This window comes from Mesorhizobium sp. WSM4310, from assembly GCF_007003935.1.
Taxonomy (GTDB): domain Bacteria; phylum Pseudomonadota; class Alphaproteobacteria; order Rhizobiales; family Rhizobiaceae; genus Mesorhizobium.
The window spans coordinates 1-18535 of record NZ_VFTA01000012.1 but is presented as its reverse complement, the minus strand read 5'-3'; the positions used below and the strand labels follow the sequence as shown (position 1 = coordinate 18535).

The following is an 18535-nucleotide window of genomic DNA, read 5'->3' as shown; positions in this document are numbered from 1 at the left end:
ACTCCAGGAGACAGCGTGTTCCTTTCGGTTTTCGACCTGTTCAAGATCGGCATCGGCCCCTCGAGCTCGCACACGATGGGGCCGATGACGGCCGCGCGGCGGTTTCTCGACGAGGTCGCGGGCGACGACTGGCCGCGTCCCGCCGGCGCCAAGGTCGCCCGCATCGGCGCCAGCCTGCATGGCTCGCTCGCCTATACGGGCATCGGCCATGGCAGCGACCGCGCCGTCATCCTCGGCCTTGCCGGCCAGACCCCGCAGACGGTCGATCCGGACCAGGCCGACGGCATCATCGGCCGCATCACCGCCGACAAGATGATTTCACCGCCAGGTCACCCGTCCTACCATTTCGACCCGGCCACGGATCTGGTGCTCGACCGCAAGACACCGCTTACCGGCCACGCCAACGGCATGGCGTTCCATGCCTATGACGCCGGCGGACGCCTGCTGCTCAAGCGCATCTACTATTCGATCGGCGGCGGCTTCGTGGTGTCGGAAGAAGAGCTGCAGCGCATGAAGGCCAAGGGGTCGGTGACATCGGAAGGCAAGAAAGTGCCTTATCCCTTCAAGAACGCCGTCGAGATGCTCAAGATGGCGGCCAAGAGCGGGCTTTCCATCGCCGAGATGAAGCGCGTCAACGAGGAAACGCAGATGTCGCGCGAGGAGCTCGACGCCGGCCTCGACGCCATCTGGGGGGCGATGAAGAGCTGCATCGACCGTGGCCTGTCGCAGGACGGCATCATGCCGGGCGGGCTGAAGGTGCGGCGCCGGGCCCGGCAGTTGCACGACAAGCTGCAGGAACAGTGGCAGCAGAATCGTCCAAATCCGCTGCTCGCCAACGACTGGCTGTCGATCTACGCCATGGCGGTCAACGAGGAGAATGCCGCCGGCGGCCGCGTCGTCACCGCACCGACCAACGGGGCGGCCGGCACGCTGCCGGCAGTACTGCGCTACTGGCTGCATTTCCATCCCGAGGCCGACCAGCCCAGCATTCGCGACTTCCTGCTGACGGCTGCCGCCGTCGGCGGCATCATCAAGACCAATGCGTCGATCTCGGGCGCCGAGGTCGGCTGCCAGGGCGAGGTCGGGTCCGCCTCGGCGATGGCCGCTGCCGGCCTGTGCGCCGTCATGGGCGGCACGCCCGAGCAGGTCGAGAATGCCGCCGAAATCGCGCTCGAACACCATCTCGGCATGACTTGCGATCCGGTCGGCGGGCTGGTCCAGGTGCCGTGCATCGAGCGCAATGCGCTTGGCGCGGTCAAGGCGGTGACGGCCGCGTCGCTGGCGATCAAGGGCGACGGCGTCCATTTCGTGCCGCTCGACGCGGCGATCGAGACCATGCGCCAGACCGGTCTCGACATGAACGAGAAGTACAAGGAAACCAGCCTCGGCGGTCTCGCCGTCAATGTCGTGGAGTGCTGAGCAACGCTGGCCACTGTGGAGAAGCCCCTTCATGCCGTTGACGTCCCGGCGCTCCGGACTAACCTTAGCGAATGGATCTCAATCTCCTAAAACTGTGCGTCGGCTGCGACAGCGTCGAGGATCTCGAGGAATGGATCGAGTTCCGTCTCGACGAACGGCGCCGGGCCGGCGAGCCGGCCGAACACTGGCACACCACCCGCATGGTGCCCACGCGTGGCGCCGAGATCACCGATGGCGGTTCGCTCTACTGGGTGATCAAGGGCAGTGTGCAATGCCGGCAGCTGATCACCGAGATCCGGCCGTTCATTGACGACGAGGGCATCGGTCGCTGCCACCTTATGCTTGATCCGCATGTCGTGCGCACCGACTGGCAGCCGCGCCGGGCCTTCCAGGGTTGGCGCTATTTGAAACCGTCGGATGCACCACCTGATCTCGGCAAAGGCAAGGCGGGACTGGTCGAGATGCCGCCGAAACTCAGGCGCGAGCTTGCCGATCTCGGCTTGCTGTAGGCCGTCGCACGCAGGCGCTGCCTGTTTTGGCGCGGGCTTTTCTGGCCCTCCATCTTGCTTCGCACTGGACTTGCAAGCGGCGCGACAACGCCACATCTTGAAATTCATGCGCAATGAAAAGCTGACGAAGCCGACAAGGGCCAATGGGCTGGAGAGCCAGCCAGCGTGGCGGTTCTCGTCCTGTCCAGGTGAAAGCCATCATTCCGGCGCAGAAAAAGTGTTGGATGACATCACGCGGCTGTCCAGGCGGACAGGGCATCTGCGGGGCGGTGGGAAATGTTAGCAGCAATTATCGGTCTGGTCGCATTGCTGCTGGTGCTCCTGGGCATAGCCTCGGCCTTCCTGCGGGCCGATCCGGCCCGGCTGGCAACCGGCATGAGAACACTGGGACCGATCCTGCTGGCGCTGGTAGGCACCGCCGTGCTTCTGGTCGGCCGAAGCGGAATCGGCAGCATCATGCTGTTCGTGGCGATCGGCTGGTATGCCGCCACGCGCACGAACCGGCCTGATGCCAGGCCGGCGCCGGGAAAACGCTCAACGGTGCGGACGGCAGCGCTCGAAATGGAGCTGGATCACGATACCGGCGGCCTCGAAGGGCTGGTTCTGGCCGGCCGCCATGACGGCAAGATGCTTGGCGCTATGGGCCTTGCGGAGTTGCAACATCTCTACCGCGAACTCTCCGCCGATGCGGAGAGCCGCCAGCTGCTAGAGACGTATCTTGACGGCAGATTTCCCGTCTGGCGCAAAAACACTGAGACGAACGGTGGCGAAGGGCTGGGTGTTGCGCCAGGTCCGGGCGCCATGACTAAGGAGGAGGCCTACAAGGTCCTTGGTCTTGAAGCGGGGGCCGCCGCGGCGGATGTCCGCAAGGCGCACCGCCGCCTGATGCAGCGCCTGCACCCCGATATCGGCGGCACGTCTTTCCTGGCGGCGCGAATCAACGAAGCCAAGGACGTCTTGCTCTCCAATCACAACTAGTCTCCTTCGACGCAAAAAATTTTCCGGGAGATGCTTCCACGCCGCCCTACTGCTGGACGGCGTAGCACTCGATTTTCTTCTTCTTCAAAGCGGTACAGGCCTTCCAGGCGGCGTCTTTCGAGCCAAAGCCGCCGAAACGGGCGCGGTAGTAGGTGACGCCGTCCTTGTCGAACGCGACGGTGAAGCCGGAAGCATCCGCCAGCGCTTTTGGTGCCTGCTTGCTGGTCTTGTCGAGGACGGCCTGGGCTTCCGACTGCTTCGGTGAAGAGGCGACTTGGATGGCCCAGCCCGACGGCACCGAAGCGGTGTTGACCGGATCGACGCTTGACGCCGCCTCGGCGGCCTGCGTCGGCTCGGCATAGGCGGCCACGACCTGCGCCGTGGCGACCTTGGGGGCGGAGACGATGACCGTCTTCACCTTCTTTGCCGGGGCGACCAGCGTGGGCGCTTCGGCCTGGGCATTGCTGTCGGCGGTGTCATCCTCGGCAACCGTTGCGTCGTCGGCGACGGCGTCATCGGCGCTGGCCACCGCGACCGGCTTCTCGTCCGGGGTCGGCGCGTCGTGCTTGGGCAGGAGAACCTTGGCAAGGGCCTTGATCGGGTTGCTGCTGTCGGCCTTGGCGACCAGGTCGCCGCCGCCGCGGGTCGAGGCCCTCGGCAGGTAGGTGTTGATCAACGATGCCATCTGGTTGTCGCGGCTGCCGCCCGACGTGCCGCCCATGACAACGGCGACGAGGCGACGGTTGCCGTCGGCCACGGATGAGACGAGGTTGAAGCCGGAGGCACGGGTGTAGCCGGTCTTGATGCCGTCGACGCCCTTGATGCGTCCGAGCAGACGGTTGTGGCCGTTGATGCGCTGGCGGCCATAGAGAAAGGAACGCTGCGAGAAGTAGCCATAATACTGGGGAAAATGCTCCCTGAGCGCGATGCCGAGCGTCGCCATGTCGCGCGCGGTGGTGAACTGGCCGGGGTCGGGCAGGCCGTTGGCGTTGCGGAAGACCGTGCCGTTCATGCCGAGCTGCCGCGCCTTGGCGGTCATCATGCGGGCAAAAGTGGTTTCATCGCCGCCAATCATTTCACCAAGTGCCGTGGCCGAGTCGTTCGCGGACTTGGTGACGATCGACAGGATCGCGGTTTCAACCGAGACCGAACCGCCCGGCTTCACGCCGAGTTTCGTCGGCGCTTCGGCGGAGGCCTTGGCGGAAAACACGACAGGCGTGTTCCGGCTGATCTTGCCCTTCGCCATCGCTTCGAAGGTCAGATAAAGCGTCATCATCTTGGTCAGCGACGCCGGATAGCGCCTGCCGTTGGCATCCGCGGAGTAGAGCACCTTGCCCGTCTTGGCGTCCACGACGATGGCGGCCGGCCGTGCTGCCAGCGAGGAGGCAACGTCGGCGCAAACGAACGTCATCGCCAGGGCGAAGACCATCATCGCTTTGAGGGGGGAGGTGGATTTGGAAACGATGCCCAACAACGCCTTACGCACTGATATTTCCCTTGAATTCTTCGTTGCGTTGGAGGCGGCAAAGGGTCCTGCCTCACTTTCAGCCAAGCTAACGGGGCAGCGTTACCAATCCGTTTATGGTAACCGCCGCGTTCACCATTTTCTTCGGGCTTGAAACGCACTTTATTTGATTTTTAGCCATTGCCTGCGCAGGCGGCGGCGCCCGCCGGCGAAATATTGACTTTTGTGCGGCGCACAATATACTCTAGTGCATTGCACAAGGGCGCCCCGAAGAAGGACGCCTCAACCGTCAAGGGAATCGTGAAATGACCCAGACCTATGAGGACTTCAGCAAATACGGTAAGGAATTCGCCGACACCGGTTTGAAGAGCTTCGCTTCGCTCTCCAAGGGCGCTCAGGCGATCGCCACCGAAGCCGGTGAATACACCAAGAAGAGCTTCGAAGCCGGCAGCGCCGCTTTCGAGAAGCTGTTTTCGGCCAAGTCGCTGGACAAGGCGATCGAGATCCAGTCCGACTACGCCAAGCAGTCCTACGAGGCGTTCGTCGCCGAGGCCACCAAGATCGGCGATCTCTACGCCGAACTCGCCAAGGAAGCCTACAAGCCGTTCGAATCGATCGTTGCCAAGGCGAAGTAATTTCGGCCAATAGTTTTAGATCCGGACCCTTTGGGCCCGGGGCGAAACCCGGTCGCGGAAACGCGGCCGGGTTTTTTCGTGCTAATTTCCGGTTTGCGGCGGCGTGGCGCTTCACGATTGCGAAAATCCGCCAAGTTTGGTCACCTAGCCATATTGTCAGCTAACCAGAAGGGCTTAAAATCGTCCATCGAACACCTACATGTTGAACTCGCATGGGGATTCGAAAGAGGCAGGATTACGTGACGATCGGTTTGACTGCCATGAGACAAGTGGCGCGGATGCAAAACGGCGGCGGCGACGGCAATGAGGCCGGCCGCGGGACGGCCGTCATCACGCGCACCAAAACCAAGACCAAGAAGCCCAGCCTTTATCGGGTCCTCATCCTCAACGACGACTACACTCCAATGGAGTTCGTGGTTCACGTGCTGGAGCGTTTTTTCCAGAAGGACCGCGAAGCCGCCACACGCATCATGCTTCATGTTCACAATCATGGAGTGGGCGAGTGCGGGGTCTATACATTCGAGGTGGCCGAGACCAAAGTGTCTCAGGTCATGGATTTCGCCCGACAGAATCAGCATCCGCTGCAATGCGTGATGGAGAAGAAGTGAGGTAACATGCCGGCTTTCTCCCAAGGCCTGGAAAAGGCGCTTCACCAGGCGCTGACGCTCGCCAATGAGCGGCACCATGAATACGCAACCCTTGAACATCTGCTGCTCGCGTTGATCGACGACACCGAGGCGGCCGCCGTCATGCGCGCCTGCAACGTCGATCTCGACGAGCTCAAGCACACTGTTCTGACCTATATCGACACCGAGCTCGACAATCTGGTCACCGGCTACGACGAGGATTCCAAGCCGACCGCCGGCTTCCAGCGCGTCATCCAGCGCGCGGTGATCCATGTGCAGTCGTCCGGTCGCGAGGAAGTGTCGGGCGCCAACGTGCTCGTCGCCATCTTCGCCGAGCGCGAAAGCCACGCCGCCTATTTCCTGCAGGAACAGCAGATGACGCGCTACGACGCTGTCAACTACATCTCGCACGGCATCGCCAAGCGTCCGGGCGCATCGGAGACGCGCTCGCCGCGCGGTGCCGATGACGAGCAGGGCGGCCAGAACGGCGCAGAGCCGCAGGAGGAAGGCGGCAAGAAAAAGCAGCAGCAGGATGCGCTGACCGCTTATTGCGTCAACCTCAACAACAAGGCCAAGGCCGGCAAGATCGATCCGCTGATCGGCCGCGAGTCGGAGATCAACCGCACCATCCAGGTGCTGTGCCGCCGCTCCAAGAACAACCCGCTTTATGTCGGCGACCCGGGGGTCGGCAAGACGGCGATCGCCGAAGGTCTGGCCAAGCGCATCGTCGAGGGCGACGTTCCCGAAGTGCTGCACAACGCCACCATCTTCGCGCTCGACATGGGCACGTTGCTGGCCGGCACGCGCTACCGCGGCGATTTCGAGGAACGGCTGAAGCAGGTCGTCAAGGAGCTCGAGGATTATCCGGGCGCGGTACTGTTCATCGACGAGATCCATACGGTGATCGGGGCAGGGGCCACCTCGGGCGGCGCCATGGACGCGTCGAACCTGTTGAAGCCGGCTCTGTCGTCGGGTGCGATCCGCTGCATCGGCTCGACCACCTACAAGGAGTTCCGCCAGTTCTTCGAGAAGGACCGTGCTCTGGTGCGGCGCTTCCAGAAGATCGACGTCAACGAACCGACCATCGAGGATGCCATCGAGATCATGAAGGGCCTGAAGCCCTATTTCGAGGAGTTCCACAAGGTCCGCTACACGAGCGAAGCGATCAAGGCCTCGGTCGAGTTGTCGGCGCGCTACATCAACGACCGCAAGCTGCCGGACAAGGCGATCGACGTGATCGACGAGACCGGTGCCTCGCAGATGCTGGTGCCGGAAGCCAAGCGCAAGAAGACCATCGGCATCAAGGAGATCGAAGCAACGATCGCCACCATGGCGCGCATCCCGCCGAAGACGGTTTCGGCCGATGACGAGAAGGTGCTGCAGGGCCTCGATATCGAGCTGAAGCGCGTCGTCTATGGTCAGGACACCGCCATCACGGCGCTGACCTCGGCGATCAAGCTGGCCCGTGCCGGCCTGCGCGAACCGGAAAAGCCGATCGGCTCGTATCTGTTCTCGGGTCCGACCGGCGTCGGCAAGACGGAAGTGGCCAAGCAACTCGCTGCCTCGCTCGGCGTCGAGCTGATCCGCTTCGACATGTCGGAATATATGGAACGCCACACCGTTTCGCGGTTGATCGGCGCGCCTCCCGGCTATGTCGGCTTCGACCAGGGCGGCCTGCTCACCGACGGCGTCGACCAGCATCCGCACTGCGTGCTGCTGCTCGACGAGGTCGAGAAGGCGCATCCGGACCTGTTCAACATCCTGTTGCAGGTGATGGACCACGGCAAGCTGACCGACCACAACGGCAAGCAGATCGACTTCCGCAATGTCATCCTGATCATGACCACCAATGCGGGCGCATCCGATGCGCAGCGCGCGGCGATCGGTTTCGGGTCGACCAAGCGCGAAGGCGACGATGTCGAGGCGATCAACCGGCTGTTCACGCCGGAGTTCCGCAACCGTCTCGATGCGATCATCCCGTTCGGTTCGCTGCCGGTTCCCGTCATCCATCAGGTGGTGCAGAAGTTCGTCATGCAGCTCGAGGCGCAGCTCTCCGAGCGTGGCGTCACCTTCGACCTGTCGCCGGATGCGATCGCGTGGCTGGCCGACAAGGGCTATGACGAGCGCATGGGCGCGCGGCCGCTCGGCCGTGTGATCCAGGAGCACATCAAGAAGCCGCTGGCTGACGAGGTGCTGTTCGGCAAGCTCAAGAAGGGCGGCACGGTGCGCGTCACCGTCGAGAAGAAGGAAACCGGCGAGACCGGCCTGAAGCTCGAATCGCTGGCCGACGAGGCGCCTGTCAAGCCGAAGAAGGAAGAGCCGGAAGACGCGCCGAAGCCGCGCAAGACCGCGGCCAAGAAGCCAGCCGCCAAGAAGGTCGTGGCGCAGAAGCCGGAGCCCAAGGGCAAGGATGGCGGCAAGCGCAGCTTGGTCCCGCAACTGCCCCGCAAGGGCTGATCGGCACGCACCCGAAAAAGCCCCGGCAACGGGGCTTTTTCATTTTGAGCAATGGGGTGGCTATGCCCGGCCAGATCGTCATCCTCAACGGCGCGCCGCGGTCGGGAAAATCGAGCATCGCTCGCGCCATTCAGGAAAGCTTCGATGGCGCATGGATGAATCTGGGCGTCGACAGCTATGCCCAGATCATACCGCCGCGACTTCGCCCGGGAGTAGGGCTGCGGCCCGGCGGCGAACGCCCCGACCTCGAAGTGTTCGTGCCACGCCTTTATGCCGCCCTTTACGAATCGATCGCGGCGCATAGCCGGCTGGGGCTGAACGTCGTGACGGATGTCGGCCATCACGATGCCTATTCGAGGCCGCTCGATTGCCTGGCCGATTGCGCGCGCCGTCTCGCCGGCCTGCCGGTGCTGTTTGTCGGCGTTCGCTGTCCGATCGAAATCATCATGGAAAGGCGAGCCGCCAGCGAGGCGGGCAGGGGGTATATCACCCGCTCTTCGGACGATCCCACCCCTTTGCCCGTGCGCCTGTGGCAGGAAGCGGTGCACCGGCCGGGCGTGTATGATCTTGAGGTCGACACCTCGGTCCTCAGCCCTGAACAGTGCGCCCAAGCGATCCGCCGGCGCCTGCGTGATGGCGCCCAGCCGGGCGCGATCGAGCGGTTGGCTCGAGCCGCCAGCTAGACTTTCTCCTGCCCGCGAAACGAGTTGCGGCTCAGCTTCCCAGCGCCGCCCGTATTTTCTCGGCATTCCCGGCAAGCACTTCGGGTTTCTCCATCACGCCGCTATGCGGCTTCAACGGGATGCCGTCGAAACGCGGAATGACATGGACGTGCAGGTGATAGACGGTCTGGCCGGAGGCCGGCTCGTTGAACTGCAGGATGGTAACGCCGTCGGCATTATGCGCCTTCTTGACTGCCCGCGCCACTTTCTGGACGACGTTGAAGAGCGGGCCGAAGGTCGACGGGTTGGCGTCGAGCAGATTGCGCGACGGGGCTTTTGGCACCACCAGCGTATGGCCGGGCCCTTGCGGCATCACATCCATGAAGGCGACGACGGCATCGTCTTCGTAGACGCGGTGCGAGGGAATTTCTCCGCGCAGGATCTTGGCGAAGATGTTGTCGGTCTCATAGGCGGTTTCAGCCATGGCGAACACTCCGGATTGTGCCTCGCGTCCCGTGTAGCGAAGCTGTCCCGGACCGGCAAGACGATGGGACGGGCGATCGGGCGAGATCGGCCATGCCAGAAGGCCTGCTACTCCTCGAGATCCTTGCGAAACGGCGTGTGTTCTTCGAGATAGCCGCTCATCCGCTCCACCTCGCGCCGCTCGCGCTGGAGATAGTCGGCCACCGCATTGCGCAAGCCGGGATGCGAAATGTAGTGGGCCGAATGCATCGTTACCGGCCGGTAGCCGCGCGCCAGCTTGTGCTCCCCCTGGGCGCCCGCCTCGACCACCTTCAGCTTGCGTTCGATGGCGAAGTCGATGGCCTGGTGATAACAGACCTCGAAATGCAGGAAGGGGTGATCCTCGATGCAGCCCCAGTTGCGGCCGTAGAGCGCGTCGGAGCCGATGAAATTGATGGCGCCGGCAATGTAGCGCCCGTTTCGCCTGGCCATCACCAGCAGGATGTCGTCGGCCATGCGTTCGCCGATCAGCGAGAAGAACTGGCGGTTCAGATAGGGGCGGCCCCATTTGCGGCTGCCGGTGTCCATGTAGAAGGCGAAGAAGTTGTCCCACGCCTTTTCCGTCAGGTCCTTGCCGGTCAGCCAGTCGATGGTGATGCCATCGGCGAGCGCCTCGCGCCGTTCCTTCTTCATCGCCTTGCGCTTGCGCGAGGCAAGCGTGGCGAGAAAGTCGTCATAGGTCGAAAAGCCTTCGTTGAAGAAGTGGAATTGCTGGTCTGTACGGTGCAGGAAACCGGCGGCCTCGAGCGTTGCGACATCGCTCTCCCGCGCGAAGGTGACATGCGCCGAGGACACGCCGAGCTTGTCGGTCACCATTTTGAGGCCAGCGGCAAGCCCGGCCTTCACCGCATCCGGATCCTCGCCCTTGCCGACCAGCAGGCGAGGACCGGTGACCGGCGTGAACGGCACGGCGCATTGCAGTTTTGGATAATAGCGGCCGCCGGCGCGCTCGAAGGCGTCAGACCAGCCGTGGTCGAACACATATTCGCCCTGGCTGTGCGATTTGAGATAGCAGGGGACGGCGCCCAGCAGCCTGCCTTGCGCGGTCTCCAGCCGCAAATGATGCCCCTGCCAGCCGGTGCGTCGCACGGCGCAGCCGGAATCTTCCAGCGCGCTTAAAAAAGCGAATGAAACGAGCGGGTTATAATCATTTTCCGCATCGCCGCGCGTGGTGCCTGCAAAGCCGTTCCACTCATCGCAGGTGAACGCGCCGATGCCTGCGGCGATACGGATCGAATAATCCGCATTTGCAGTTTGCCCGTCGCCATCGTCGCCCTGATCCATGAGGCTTATTTAAGCTCCATCCGGGCCGCTACAAGTCACATTTCAGACACCCCGCTCAAGCGACCTTGACCAGCTCGGGTTCGAACCCTTCGAATGTCATCTGATCAGCATATTTGAAGGTCAAGTCGATCGCGGGCTGATCGTGCACCGTCCAGGTGATGACAGGCATTTTGAGCTTTTCACGCACGAAGCTGACGAACGGATTCGGCAGGTCGCCGGCGGCGTAGGAGGTGAAGGACAGCTCATGCGCCAGCATCGAAAAATGCGCCTCGATCAGCTTGAGGTCCTTGCCGTAGGCGGTCAGGCCAGCGGGAATGCCGGCTGCATGTTTCGGGAAATCGCGGATCAGCCAGTGATCGAACGACATGATCGCCGCCTTGCCCTTGTAGCGCTTGAGCATTTTGCCGACGCGCGCCACCAGGCCTTCGTCGCGGCCTGGAACCCCTTTCAGCTCGACGACCATGGGCACGCGGCCGTCGACGAGGTCGAGCGCTTCCTGCAGCGTCGGCACACGGTCGGATGTGCCGCCAACCCTGAGCGCGGTCAGTTCGGCCGCGCTGCGCTGCCAGACGAAACCGTCCTCTCCGGTCAGCCTTTTCAGGTCGCCATCATGGATGATGATGGGAACGCCATCAGACGACAGATGCACGTCGCATTCGATGGCGTAGCCGCGTTCGGCCGCGGCGGTGAAGGCGGATAGCGTGTTTTCCCAGCGCGTCTTGTTCATGTCGTGGAAGCCGCGATGGGCAACGGGCCGGGCAGTCAGCCAGGATAGGTCAGTCATGTCAGGCCTTCGTTCATTCGACTTCGAAGATGGCTTCGATTTCCACTGCGGCATTAAGCGGCAGGGAGGCAGTGCCGACGGCGGAGCGGGCATGCTTGCCGCGCTCGCCAAGGGCGGCGACCAGGAAATCGGAAGCGCCGTTGGCAACCAGATGCTGCTCGACAAAGTCGGGGGCAGAGGCAACGAAGACGGTGATCTTCACCAGCCGGCGGATCTTCTCCAGGTCGCCGAGCGCGGCCTTGGCCTGCGCCAGAATGTTGATCGCGCAGTATTTCGCCGCGTCCTTGCCGCCTGCCGTGTCGACGTCGCAGCCGAGCAGGCCGCTCGCCTGCAGCTTGCCGTCCTTGAGCGGCAATTGCCCGGCGGTGAACAGCAGAGTGCCCGACCTGCAATAGGGGACGTAGTTGGCGGCAGGTGCGGCGGCGACAGGAAGCGTCACGCCGAGATCGCTTAGCCGCTTTTCGATTGTTTCACTCATTGCTTTTCCCTATTGCTGGAAGGCGCCGCGCTGGCGGGGCCGAAATTGCTATTTTTGCCTCGCTTCCGCCACGACTTTTTTTAAGCTGGACCATCTTTCCCTGCGGCCTGCCATCAGCCGCGACGATCGGAGTACCCCATGCGCGCAGCGCGCCTTGCATTCCATGCCGTTCTGTTGTCGGCGGTGTTCCCGATAGTTCCCGCCTTCGCCGTACCGGCGCTGCAGGCGCATCGCGCCGTGTATGACCTTACCCTCAAAAAGGCCTCAGACCGCTCCGGCATAACAGGCATATCCGGTCGCATGGTCTACGAATTCAACGGTTCGGCCTGCGAAGGCTATACGGTGAAATTCCGGTTCGTCACCCAGATCGTCACCAACGACAATACGCGATTGACCGACCAGCAGACGACGACTTTCGAGGATGCCGAAGGCAAGACCTTCTCATTTGTGACCAAATCCTTTGTCGACCAGAACCTCGACAAGGAGGTCAAGGGTATCGCCACGAAAGATCAGAAGGGGCTCAAGGTCGATATCGACAAGCCCGAGAAGAGCAGTCTGGAACTCGCCGCGACCCAGTTTCCGACCCAGCATTTGGTCGAACTGATCGGCAAGGCCGAAAAAGGCGAGAATTTCTACCAGACGAACCTGTTCGACGGGTCGGAGGACGCCAACAAGGTAATGGCGACCACCGTCGTCGTCGGCAAGAAGACCGAAGCCGACAAGGCCGATCCGGAGGCTCCGGCGCTGGCCAAGCTCGCCACCGACAAATACTGGCCGGTCGACATCGCCTATTTCGACGACAGCGCCCAGAACGGCGAAGAAGTGCCGGAATACCGGATCAGCTTCAAGCTGCACGACAACGGCATCACCCGCGATCTCACCATGGACTATGGCGACTTCTCGATGACCGGCAAGCTGGTCAACCTGTCGCTGTTCGACCAGACCAAGCCTTGCCCGGTCTCGAAATAGCAGGGTTGCTCAATTGAACTGGCCGCGGCGGGCTTGATGGCGGTCTACGTCGATGCGGCGATCTGGAAATGGGCCGGCCATCGCTGGTGCCACCTGATGGCCGACGACACTGACGAACTGCATCGTTTCGCCGCCGCGCTTGGCGTCAAGCGTTCATCCTACCAGGGGCCGCCCAAGACATCGGCTCCGCATTATGACATAACCGGCTTGGAGCGCGACCGCGCGGTGCGGCTCGGCGCCATCGAATGCAGCCGCGAGGAGATCGTCGCGATCTTCCGGCGGGTGCGGGTGCCCAATGGAAAGGCCAAACGATGACACCAACAGCATTTCTCGCCTATTGCGCCGCCGTCACACTCGCTGCCGCCACGCCTGGGCCTGCTATGTTCACGGTCATCACCAATGGTGTGTCACGCGGTTTCCTGCGTGCCTTCATGGCCGGCGTCGGGGTCGCCGCCGGCGATGCCGTGCTGGTCACCCTGGCGCTGCTCGGCCTGGTGGCGCTGGCGCAAACCTTCGAATGGATCTTTCTCCTGCTAAAATATGCCGGCGCCGCCTACCTGATCTTTCTCGGCATCAGGATGTGGCGCGCCTCGACCGCGCAATCGAATGGGCCGCGGACGGCCGAGGCGAGATTGTCCCGGTCTTTTTTCCTTGGCGCGTCCATTGCGCTGGGCAACCCCAAGGCGATCCTGTTCCACGCCTCGATCATGCCGCTGATCCTCAACCTCGACACGCTGACATTTGTCGACGGCCTGCTGGTGGTGGCCACCGTCATCAGCGTCAATATCCTGACCATGGGGGTCTATGCGGCGCTTGCCGGCCGGGCGTCTAGCTGGTTCAGGACACCGAAGCGCATGCGGCTGATGAACCGGTTTGCCGGCAGCGCGATGATCGGCACCGGAGCGCTGATTGCCGCACGTTGAGCGGTAAACCGCCGCCCCGCTTGCGTTTGTCGCGCTTCCCCTCTATATGCGCGCTCATTCCACACACGGACTTTGGTGTCTGCCCGGGAGAAATCCGGCTGAAACCTCCGGTGGCGTTAGAGGACATCGTCCAAAAATGCCTGTGTCCGTGGAGGCTAACCGGAAAGGAAAATGAGAATGGCTCTGCCTGATTTCAGCATGCGCCAGCTTTTGGAAGCTGGCATTCACTTCGGCCACCAGACCCACCGCTGGAACCCGAAAATGGCGCCGTACATCTACGGCGCCCGCAACAACATCCACATCATCGACCTCTCGCAGACGGTGCCTTTGCTGCACCAGGCGCTGAAGCAGGTTTCCGACACCGTTGCCAAGGGCGGCCGCGTGCTGTTCGTCGGCACCAAGCGCCAAGCGTCCGACATCGTCGCCGATGCGGCGCAGCGTTCGGCCCAGTACTATGTCAATTCGCGTTGGCTCGGCGGCATGCTGACCAACTGGAAGACGATCTCGAATTCGATCCAGCGCCTGCGCAAGCTCGACGAGATGCTGGCCGGCGAGGCCCAGGGCCTCACCAAGAAGGAGCGCCTGAACCTCGACCGCGAGCGCGAGAAGCTCGACAAGGCTCTGGGCGGCATCAAGGACATGGGCTCGACGCCTGACCTGATGTTCGTGATCGACACCAACAAGGAAGCGATCGCCATCCTCGAGGCCAAGCGTCTCGGCATCCCGGTCGTCGCCATCATCGATTCGAACTGCGATCCGGACAAGATCGACTTCCCGATCCCTGGCAATGACGACGCGGCCCGCGCCATCCAGCTCTATTGCGACCTGATCGCCAAGGCTGCGATCGACGGCATCGCCCGTCAGCAGGGCGCGCTCGGCGTCGATATCGGCGCTTCGGTCGAAGCCCCGGTCGAGCCGGCGCTCGATCCGGCTCCGTCGACCGAGACCCCTCAGGCGTAAAACGGCGAGGGCCGGTTCCGGCCTTCATCTTTCTAATATTTTGGCACGCTAAACGGACGCATCATCGAGTAGCGGTGGTGCGTCGGTGCATTTAAAACAAAGAGGCGACAATGAGCATTTCGGCTGCACAGGTCAAAGAACTCCGCGACTTGACCGGCGCGGGCATGATGGACTGCAAGGCGGCGTTGAACGAGACCAACGGCAACATGGAAGAAGCCGTCGACTGGCTGCGCAAGAAGGGCATTTCCAAGGCTGACAAGAAGGCCGGCCGCACCGCGGCCGAGGGGCTGATCGGCGTCGATGCCGGCGTCCGCGAAGCTGCCGTCGTCGAGGTCAATTCCGAGACCGACTTCGTCGCCCGCAACGCCGCGTTCCAGGAGATCGTCGCCAACGTTGCCAAGGTTGCTCTCGCCTACGGCACGACGGAAGCCGTGGCTGCCGCGAAGTATCCGGGTTCGGACAAGTCGGTCACCGACACCATCAAGGATGCGGTCGGCACCATTGGCGAGAATCTGGGCTTCCGCCGCTCGGCCAAGCTGACGGTTCCGCACGGCGCGGTTGCGACCTATGTCCACAACGCGGTCGCCGACGGCCTCGGCAAGCTCGGCGTGCTGGTTGCGATCGAAACCACCGGCAACGAGCATGCCGCCAATGCTTTCGGCCGTCAGGTCGCCATGCATGTCGCCGCCACCAACCCGATGGCGTTGACGGCGGAGCAGATCGATCCGGCAGCGGTCGAGCGTGAGAAGGCGATCTTCTCCGATCAGGCGCGCCAGTCCGGCAAGCCGGAAGCGATCATCGAAAAGATGGTCGAGGGCCGCATGCGCAAGTTCTACGAGGAAGTCGTGCTCTTGAAGCAGGCCTTCGTGCTCAATCCCGACATCACCGTCGAGAAGGCGCTGAAGGATGCCGAGAAGGAAATCGGCGCGCCGGCCAAGATCACGGCCTATTTGCGCTTCGCGCTCGGCGAGGGCATCGAGAAGGAAGAGACCGACTTCGCGGCGGAAGTCGCGGCGGCGGTCAAGAAGTAAACTTCCTACCGCTTTATGCCGAAAGCGTTTTTCGGCCGGATGTCCGCAGGGATGTCCGGCCGATTTCTTGTGCGGTGTCGATAAAGGCCCGTAGTTTCGGCGCCATCGCCGCACGGCGCGGGAAATAGAGGAAAAGGCCGGGTTCCTCGATTGCCGATTGCGGCAGGACCTGCACCAGGCGGCCGGCCGCAAGATCGGCGCGCGCCAGCGGTTCGAACATATAGGCAAGGCCCACTCCGGCTAGCGCCAGGTCAATCGCCGCGAGCGAATCCGTGACGACGACCGTACCGCCGGTCTGCATCACGACATCCTTGCCGTCTTCGGTCAAATCCCAGCGATAGAGGGCACCGGAGCGGACAAGCCGGTAGCCGATGCAATTGTGGTTGGCGAGATCGGCGACGCTGCGCGGACGGCCGCGGCGCCCGATATAGGCGGGAGAAGCGACGATGACGGTTTTGAACGGAGGCGTGAGCCGCACGGCCACCATGTCCTGCGCGATCATCTCGCCCAGCCGGATGCCGGCGTCAAAGCCTTCGCCGACGATGTCGACCAGCCCCTGATCGGCGAAAATCTCCACCGTAACGTCCGGATAGCGCTCGGCCATCGCCGCGACGACAGGCGTCACCGCCAATGGAATCGCGATGGTGGAGGCGTTGATCCTGAGCAGGCCGGAGGGCCTGCCCTTGACGCTGCGGATTCGATCGATCCGCTCGCCAATATCCTGAAGGGCAGGAGCCGCGGTCTCCACCAGCGCCTTGCCGGCTTCGGTCAGTGAGACGCTGCGCGTCGTGCGCGCGAACAAGGGCTGGCCGATGCGCTCCTCGACCAGCCGCACCGCATGGCTGACCGCTGACGGGCTCATGCCAAGTTCGGCGGCGGCAAGCGCGAAGCCGCCACGCCGGGCAACGGCCACGATGACAGGCAGATGCGTGAGGAGATCCCGATCCATTCATGCACGATATCGCATGGTGTTTGCAGACAATGCAATCTTATCGATGCCGACGCGGTGATCCACATTGTCGCCAACACGTCGGCGCCCCCACACATCGGCAATCGGCCGATGGCATCAAGGAGAAGAGACATGAATGCATTGAAGCACGTAACGTTCGCGGCAGGCATGGCGCTGGCGCCGATCGATGCCGGCGGGGCCGAACCTTCCGGCTGGCAGGCGCTCGCGGACGAACGCGCGGTCATCCGCATTGCGGACGCCATCGACCGCGCCGTCGACGCGCAGGACTGGAAACTGGCGCGCAGCTACTTCGCGGATCGGATTACCGCTGATTTCAGCAGCCTGTCCGGGCAGCCTGCGGCCAACATCGCCTCCGACGAGCTGATCGGCACCTGGGCCGGCAATCTCAAGGGCTCGAAGAGGAGCCTGCATTTGCGCACCAATCACCAGGTCGTTCTCAAGGCGGACACGGCGACCGTCTGTTCGAATGGCTATGCCTGGAACCGGATGGAAGGCAATGGCGACCCGCTTTGGGAAGTCTGGGGTACCTATGAGCATCACCTGACGCGCTCCTCCTCCGGCTGGAAAGTCGACGGCTTCACGTTCCGCATGACGCATGAGCGCGGCAATCCTTGGGTCAAGGCGACCCCAGGCCTGTGAGGCCACAGCTTTCACCAGCAAGTATTGGAAAACGATCATGACCATGACCTATTACACCCTCGGCAATAGCGGCCTCAGGGTCAGCCGGCTGGCGCTCGGCACGATGACTTTCGGCAAGGAATGGGGCTGGGGAGCTGACAGGGAGACAGCCCGCGCGATGTTCGACGCCTATGTCGAGACGGGCGGCAATTTCTTCGACACGGCGGACCTCTACACCGGTGGCACGGCCGAAGCCTGGCTTGGCGAATTCATCGCCGAGCGGGGCTTGCGCGACACCGCGGTAATCGCCAGCAAGTTCACCATGAACATGCAGCCGGGCAATCCGAATGCCGGCGGCAACGGCCGCAAGAACATCATGCGGGCGGTCGATGCCTCGCTGAAGCGGCTGGGCACCGACTATATAGATCTCTATCTCATGCATGTGTGGGACAGGCTGACGCCGGCCGAGGAGGTCATGCGCTCGCTGGACGATCTCGTGCGCGCGGGGAAAATTCGCCATGTCGGCCTGTCCGATGTGCCGGCCTGGTATGCGGGACGGGCACAGGCGATCGCCGAGCTGCGCGGGTATGAGCCGGTTTCTGCCCTGCAGCTCGAATACTCCCTGGCCGAGCGCTCGATCGAGAACGAGTTCGTGCCTTTCGGCACGCGCCATGGCGCCGGCATCATGGTCTGGAGCCCGCTCGCCAGTGGGCTGCTCAGCGGCAAGTATCGGCCGGCCCAGGCCGGAAATGCCGGCCGGCTCGACGGTTTCCGCAATTCGGCTCATCCGGGATTCCAGAAATTCACGGAGCGCAACTGGGCCATCGTGGCCGAACTCGAAAAGGTCGCGTCCGAACTCGGCCGCAGCATGCCGCAGGTCGCGCTCAACTGGGTGGCGACGCAGCCGGGGATCGCCACGGTCATCCTCGGTGCGACGACGCTTGCCCAGATCAAGGACAATCTTGGCGCGCTGGATTTCGAGATTCCGCTAGGGCTTCGCGACCGGCTGGATGCGGTCAGCAGAACGCCGGCGCCGTTCCCCTATTCCTATTTCGGATCGCTGATACAGGCGCGCGTCACCGGTGGTGCGGCAACCGGCGACAAGCCCCCCGGCTACGCAACGCCGGTGCTTGTCGAGGGCGAGCCGGCCAGCGTGTCGAACGACTGATCGATGCCGCAGCTTGCCACCAATTTGCCGGTCGGGGGGGGGGGGGGGGGGGGCGGGGGGGGGGGGGGGGGGGGGGG

The 18535-nt window shown here is 63.1% G+C and carries 20 protein-coding genes; 14 read left to right on the top strand and 6 right to left on the bottom strand.

Translation table 11 applies throughout. The features are described from left to right. Positions 1–15: 15 nt before the first annotated feature. The 3 genes from FJV80_RS15005 (at position 16) to FJV80_RS14995 (ending at position 2906) form a co-directional block, all read left to right on the top strand. Positions 16–1419 (top strand): L-serine ammonia-lyase, encoded by a 1404-nt coding sequence (locus FJV80_RS15005; protein ID WP_142876791.1) that lies wholly within the window; start codon positions 16–18, stop codon positions 1417–1419. A gap of 71 nt (positions 1420–1490) precedes the next feature. After that, positions 1491–1928, top strand: coding sequence for a DUF1489 family protein (locus FJV80_RS15000; protein ID WP_142876790.1), 438 nt, complete (start codon positions 1491–1493; stop codon positions 1926–1928). A 276-nt stretch (positions 1929–2204) separates the two neighbouring features. Further along, entirely contained in the window at positions 2205–2906 is a 702-nt protein-coding gene (locus FJV80_RS14995) for a DnaJ domain-containing protein (RefSeq protein WP_095788827.1), read from the top strand. Between the two features lie 46 nt (positions 2907–2952). On the opposite strand, the gene FJV80_RS14990 is transcribed toward FJV80_RS14995, so the two are convergent. Continuing rightward, positions 2953–4392, bottom strand: a complete 1440-nt coding sequence (locus FJV80_RS14990) for a D-alanyl-D-alanine carboxypeptidase (protein ID WP_142876789.1) — start codon at positions 4390–4392, stop codon at positions 2953–2955. A 284-nt stretch (positions 4393–4676) separates the two neighbouring features. On the opposite strand from FJV80_RS14990, the gene FJV80_RS14985 reads away from it, so the two are divergent. From FJV80_RS14985 to FJV80_RS14970, 4 genes are all read left to right on the top strand, one after another. After that, a complete protein-coding gene (locus FJV80_RS14985; protein ID WP_095774324.1) occupies positions 4677–5006 on the top strand; it encodes a phasin family protein in 330 nt (109 codons plus the stop codon). Positions 5007–5284: 278 nt separating this feature from the next. After that, complete coding sequence (gene clpS / locus FJV80_RS14980) at positions 5285–5614, top strand: ATP-dependent Clp protease adapter ClpS (protein WP_010909565.1); 330 nt, start codon at positions 5285–5287, stop codon at positions 5612–5614. 6 nt (positions 5615–5620) lie between these two features. Continuing rightward, positions 5621–8089, top strand: a complete 2469-nt coding sequence (clpA, locus tag FJV80_RS14975; protein WP_142876788.1) for an ATP-dependent Clp protease ATP-binding subunit ClpA — start codon at positions 5621–5623, stop codon at positions 8087–8089. A 62-nt stretch (positions 8090–8151) separates the two neighbouring features. Next, on the top strand, positions 8152–8772 hold the full coding sequence (locus FJV80_RS14970) for a chloramphenicol phosphotransferase (RefSeq protein ID WP_142876787.1): 621 nt from the start codon (positions 8152–8154) through the stop codon (positions 8770–8772). 31 nt (positions 8773–8803) lie between these two features. On the opposite strand, the gene FJV80_RS14965 is transcribed toward FJV80_RS14970, so the two are convergent. The 4 genes from FJV80_RS14965 to FJV80_RS14950 all read right to left on the bottom strand — a co-directional run bounded on the left by FJV80_RS14965 (position 8804) and on the right by FJV80_RS14950 (position 11819). Continuing rightward, entirely contained in the window at positions 8804–9235 is a 432-nt protein-coding gene (locus FJV80_RS14965) for an HIT family protein (protein ID WP_095774469.1), read from the bottom strand. 107 nt (positions 9236–9342) lie between these two features. After that, positions 9343–10557 carry a GNAT family N-acetyltransferase gene (locus FJV80_RS14960; RefSeq protein ID WP_142876786.1) on the bottom strand — a complete coding sequence of 405 codons (1215 nt, stop codon included), beginning with the start codon at positions 10555–10557 and terminating at the stop codon, positions 9343–9345. 55 nt (positions 10558–10612) lie between these two features. After that, on the bottom strand, positions 10613–11341 hold the full coding sequence (locus FJV80_RS14955) for a glycerophosphodiester phosphodiesterase (protein WP_095774329.1): 729 nt from the start codon (positions 11339–11341) through the stop codon (positions 10613–10615). A gap of 13 nt (positions 11342–11354) precedes the next feature. Continuing rightward, entirely contained in the window at positions 11355–11819 is a 465-nt protein-coding gene (locus FJV80_RS14950; protein WP_142876785.1) for a RidA family protein, read from the bottom strand. A gap of 138 nt (positions 11820–11957) precedes the next feature. Between FJV80_RS14950 and FJV80_RS14945 the strand changes: the two genes are divergently transcribed. The 5 genes from FJV80_RS14945 (at position 11958) to tsf (ending at position 15702) form a co-directional block, all read left to right on the top strand. Continuing rightward, positions 11958–12788: a cell envelope integrity EipB family protein gene (locus tag FJV80_RS14945; RefSeq protein ID WP_095774331.1), complete on the top strand. Its 831-nt coding sequence runs from the start codon at positions 11958–11960 to the stop codon at positions 12786–12788. 36 nt (positions 12789–12824) lie between these two features. Next, entirely contained in the window at positions 12825–13103 is a 279-nt protein-coding gene (locus FJV80_RS14940) for a DUF4031 domain-containing protein (RefSeq protein ID WP_095774332.1), read from the top strand. Then, positions 13100–13711 carry a LysE family translocator gene (locus tag FJV80_RS14935; protein ID WP_095788821.1) on the top strand — a complete coding sequence of 204 codons (612 nt, stop codon included), beginning with the start codon at positions 13100–13102 and terminating at the stop codon, positions 13709–13711. Before FJV80_RS14940 ends, FJV80_RS14935 begins: the two co-directional genes overlap by 4 nt. A gap of 177 nt (positions 13712–13888) precedes the next feature. Then, on the top strand, positions 13889–14671 hold the full coding sequence (rpsB, locus tag FJV80_RS14930) for a 30S ribosomal protein S2 (RefSeq protein WP_019858207.1): 783 nt from the start codon (positions 13889–13891) through the stop codon (positions 14669–14671). A 110-nt stretch (positions 14672–14781) separates the two neighbouring features. Beyond that, positions 14782–15702 (top strand): translation elongation factor Ts, encoded by a 921-nt coding sequence (tsf, locus tag FJV80_RS14925; RefSeq protein ID WP_010909555.1) that lies wholly within the window; start codon positions 14782–14784, stop codon positions 15700–15702. Positions 15703–15715: 13 nt separating this feature from the next. Here the strand turns inward: tsf and FJV80_RS14920 are convergent, their stop codons facing one another. Beyond that, on the bottom strand, positions 15716–16651 hold the full coding sequence (locus tag FJV80_RS14920; RefSeq protein ID WP_142876784.1) for a LysR family transcriptional regulator: 936 nt from the start codon (positions 16649–16651) through the stop codon (positions 15716–15718). Between the two features lie 132 nt (positions 16652–16783). Between FJV80_RS14920 and FJV80_RS14915 the strand changes: the two genes are divergently transcribed. Continuing rightward, positions 16784–17311 (top strand): nuclear transport factor 2 family protein, encoded by a 528-nt coding sequence (locus FJV80_RS14915; protein ID WP_142876783.1) that lies wholly within the window; start codon positions 16784–16786, stop codon positions 17309–17311. Between the two features lie 37 nt (positions 17312–17348). Next, entirely contained in the window at positions 17349–18458 is a 1110-nt protein-coding gene (locus tag FJV80_RS14910; protein WP_142876782.1) for an aldo/keto reductase, read from the top strand. The last annotated feature ends 77 nt before the right edge of the window (positions 18459–18535 follow it).

Excerpts from the sequence above, each read along its gene's own strand:
- FJV80_RS14955 (WP_095774329.1), bottom strand. The coding sequence starts at position 11,341 with ATGACTGACCTATCCTGGCTGACTGCCCGGCCCGTTGCCCATCGCGGC.
- clpA (WP_142876788.1), top strand. The coding sequence starts at position 5,621 with ATGCCGGCTTTCTCCCAAGGCCTGGAAAAGGCGCTTCACCAGGCGCTG.
- FJV80_RS14995 (WP_095788827.1), top strand. The coding sequence starts at position 2,205 with ATGTTAGCAGCAATTATCGGTCTGGTCGCATTGCTGCTGGTGCTCCTG.
- FJV80_RS14985 (WP_095774324.1), top strand. The coding sequence starts at position 4,677 with ATGACCCAGACCTATGAGGACTTCAGCAAATACGGTAAGGAATTCGCC.
- FJV80_RS15000 (WP_142876790.1), top strand. The coding sequence starts at position 1,491 with ATGGATCTCAATCTCCTAAAACTGTGCGTCGGCTGCGACAGCGTCGAG.
- tsf (WP_010909555.1), top strand. The coding sequence starts at position 14,782 with ATGAGCATTTCGGCTGCACAGGTCAAAGAACTCCGCGACTTGACCGGC.
- FJV80_RS14960 (WP_142876786.1), bottom strand. The coding sequence starts at position 10,557 with ATGGATCAGGGCGACGATGGCGACGGGCAAACTGCAAATGCGGATTAT.
- FJV80_RS14915 (WP_142876783.1), top strand. The coding sequence starts at position 16,784 with ATGAATGCATTGAAGCACGTAACGTTCGCGGCAGGCATGGCGCTGGCG.
- FJV80_RS14965 (WP_095774469.1), bottom strand. The coding sequence starts at position 9,235 with ATGGCTGAAACCGCCTATGAGACCGACAACATCTTCGCCAAGATCCTG.
- FJV80_RS14970 (WP_142876787.1), top strand. The coding sequence starts at position 8,152 with ATGCCCGGCCAGATCGTCATCCTCAACGGCGCGCCGCGGTCGGGAAAA.
- FJV80_RS14935 (WP_095788821.1), top strand. The coding sequence starts at position 13,100 with ATGACACCAACAGCATTTCTCGCCTATTGCGCCGCCGTCACACTCGCT.
- FJV80_RS14910 (WP_142876782.1), top strand. The coding sequence starts at position 17,349 with ATGACCATGACCTATTACACCCTCGGCAATAGCGGCCTCAGGGTCAGC.
- clpS (WP_010909565.1), top strand. The coding sequence starts at position 5,285 with ATGCAAAACGGCGGCGGCGACGGCAATGAGGCCGGCCGCGGGACGGCC.
- FJV80_RS14940 (WP_095774332.1), top strand. The coding sequence starts at position 12,825 with ATGGCGGTCTACGTCGATGCGGCGATCTGGAAATGGGCCGGCCATCGC.
- FJV80_RS14945 (WP_095774331.1), top strand. The coding sequence starts at position 11,958 with ATGCGCGCAGCGCGCCTTGCATTCCATGCCGTTCTGTTGTCGGCGGTG.
- FJV80_RS14920 (WP_142876784.1), bottom strand. The coding sequence starts at position 16,651 with ATGGATCGGGATCTCCTCACGCATCTGCCTGTCATCGTGGCCGTTGCC.
- FJV80_RS14950 (WP_142876785.1), bottom strand. The coding sequence starts at position 11,819 with ATGAGTGAAACAATCGAAAAGCGGCTAAGCGATCTCGGCGTGACGCTT.
- rpsB (WP_019858207.1), top strand. The coding sequence starts at position 13,889 with ATGGCTCTGCCTGATTTCAGCATGCGCCAGCTTTTGGAAGCTGGCATT.